Origin of the sequence: Synechococcus sp. H55.9, assembly GCF_047462355.1 — a bacterium.
Classification (GTDB): domain Bacteria; phylum Cyanobacteriota; class Cyanobacteriia; order Thermostichales; family Thermostichaceae; genus Thermostichus.
Genome location: NZ_JANSJB010000158.1, coordinates 1 through 2,462, shown reverse-complemented (window position 1 = coordinate 2,462; position 2,462 = coordinate 1). Strand labels below are relative to the sequence as shown.

2 protein-coding genes are annotated in these 2,462 nt (G+C 57.4%); one reads left to right on the top strand and one right to left on the bottom strand.

The annotated features are described in order from the left end of the window. Window positions 1-201 precede the first annotated feature (201 nt). A complete protein-coding gene (gene cydB, locus NW857_RS12715) occupies window positions 202-1,251 on the top strand; it encodes a cytochrome d ubiquinol oxidase subunit II (RefSeq protein ID WP_414336827.1) in 1,050 nt (349 codons plus the stop codon). 191 nt (window positions 1,252-1,442) lie between these two features. Here the strand turns inward: cydB and NW857_RS12710 are convergent. Further along, on the bottom strand, window positions 1,443-2,462 hold a 1,020-nt coding region (locus tag NW857_RS12710; protein ID WP_414369174.1), incomplete at its 5' end, for a mechanosensitive ion channel.

The window sequence follows — 2,462 nt, the reverse complement described above, 5'->3', positions numbered from 1 at the left end:
CATCCAACAGCAGCCAAGTCACTTGTCGATTTCTAGCTCCCCTCTCCCAGAGGGAGAGGGGCTGGGGGTGAGGGCCCAGAGGGAGAGGGGTTGGGGGTGGTCGCGTGAGCGGCGCGGAGCGCTTGGGCCCAAAGGGAGAGGGGCTGCGGGTGAGGGGGATCATGTCTCGAACTGGTCGGAAATAAACTACAGAGAACGACGATGGAATCTTTCGAGCCTTTACAGCAGTTTTTACCGCAAGTCTGGTTTTTTATCCTCGGTCTCTTTCTCTTCCTCTATGTTCTGCTAGATGGATTTGACTTGGGGGTTGGCATCCTCTCCCTGACGGCTTCTAGCGAGACCCGCCGCAGCATTCTCATGACCAGCCTGGGCAATGTTTGGGATGCCAATGAGACGTGGCTGGTGCTGATGGGGGGATCCTTATTTGGATCCTTTCCCCTCGCCTACGCCACCATTCTCAACGCTCTCTACATTCCGCTGGTGATCATGGTGGTGGGCCTGATCTTGCGGGCTGTCTCTTTCGAGTTTCGGGAGAACGCCGACAACAAGCTGGTGTGGAACATTGCCTTCGGGGTGGGCAGCTTTTTGGCGGCCTTGGGCCAGGGGTTTGCCTTGGGCAGCGTCTTCGAAGGGATCCGCGTCGACGAAGCCGGCCACTTTGCCGGCAGCCCTTGGGATTGGCTGACCTGGCGCACGGTGTTGGTGGCTCTTACCTTGATCCAGGGCTACGTGTTAGTCGGCTCGGCCTATCTGATCGTTAAGACCACCGGCGAGCTGCAGAAAACCTACTACAAGACAGCAACCATCGCCACCTGGACAACATTGCTGGGGGCAGTGTTTATCACCATCAGCACCCCCATCATGTCGGAGCAGGCGCGCGCTCAGCTTTTCTCGCCTCCTCTTTTCTATATCTTTGCTGCCATCCCCGTTTTGGGACTTTTGTTGGTGGCTCTGTTGCTGCGCAGCCTGCGGCGGCGAGAAGAAAATAGCGTTTTGGTTTATACTTTTTTAATCTTTGCCCTTTCTTTTATCGGCCTGGGGTTTATGGTTTTCCCCAACATTATTCCTCCCAGCGTCACCATCTACGAAGCAGCCGCTTCTCCCAGTTCGCTGGTGTTTATGCTCACCTTTATTGGCTTTTTGATCCCGGTTATTTTGTCCTACAACATCTACAACTATGTGGTGTTCCGGGGCAAGATCGTGGTGCAGGAAGCAACGCCAGAAGAGGCCAAAGTTTCGGAGGCAGCTTAAACCCAAAGCAAAAAGTCTCAACTTAATTAATTAAATCAAGACCCCGCGGAGCGTTTTGCCAGGCGGGGTACATTTGCAAGCAAAACAGGGTTAACCTTGAGGGGGCCATCGGATGGGTGGCATGGCCACTCCTTAAGAAGCGCTGCTCTCTTTGGGTAGGAAGAGCAATTCCTCTAGCAGATTTGGCCTTTTCACTCCCGCTTCAGCCACTGCCGGATCTGCTCGGCAGCCACATCGCGACCTCCCAAACCAAAAGCCAAAGCCACCGCGACGGCAATCGCGCCCAGCACTAGGCCAAAAGCTAGCACCACAATGTCGGTGGCTACACCCATCTGTTGTAAGGCCATGGCGCCGACGAAAACCAAGATGGCCACCCGCGCCGCCTGCGCCAGCACGCCTGCAGAGGGGTTGCCCAAGCTCTTGATCATGGAATGGGCCAAATTGGCCAAGTAAAGGCCGATCCCGAACACCAAGGCGCCGATGAGCACCCGCCCGGAAATCAGCAACAGCCCCTGCACGATGTCGGTTAAAGCGGCAAACTGCAACAGCTCCACCGCCGGCACCGCCCCAAACAAGACCACGCCCACCCAGACCACCAGGCCGGCAATTTCAGAGGGGGTGCGCTGCTTCACCAACTCCCCTTCAGCGGCAGGCGCTTCAGGAGCAGGGGCCAAGGGCAAGCCGAGGCCGGCAGCCAAGCGGTCAAAGCCCACCGCCTGCAGCAACTGGGTCACCAAGCCCGCCAAAAACTGCCCCAGCCAGTAAAAGACGGCCAGAATCAGAGCCGATCCTGCCATTCGGGGAATGGCCCGCAACACCTGCTCCAGCATCGCCACCGCCGGATCCGAGATGGCCCGGATTTCCAGAGCATTGAGAGCCGCAATCACCGCCGGGATCAACACCAAGATGTAGGCCACCGTCCCGACAATCTGGGCCAACTGGGGAATGCCAAAGCGGGCCCCCAAGCGGTTGGCTCCTGCTGCCGCTAGCAAATTCGAGATGAGGCCGCGCACAATGCGGGCCAAAAACCAGCCCACCACACCGATGATGAGCGCTCCCAAAATGCGCGGCACCATCGACAGGATTTGATCCAGCAGGTTTTGCACCGGCCGCAGCGGCCCCCGCAGGTTCAGCGTATCCAGGATGAGCGGCAAAAAGAACAAGAGAATCAACCAGTAGAGGGCGTCACCCAGAGCTTCATTCAAGAGAAA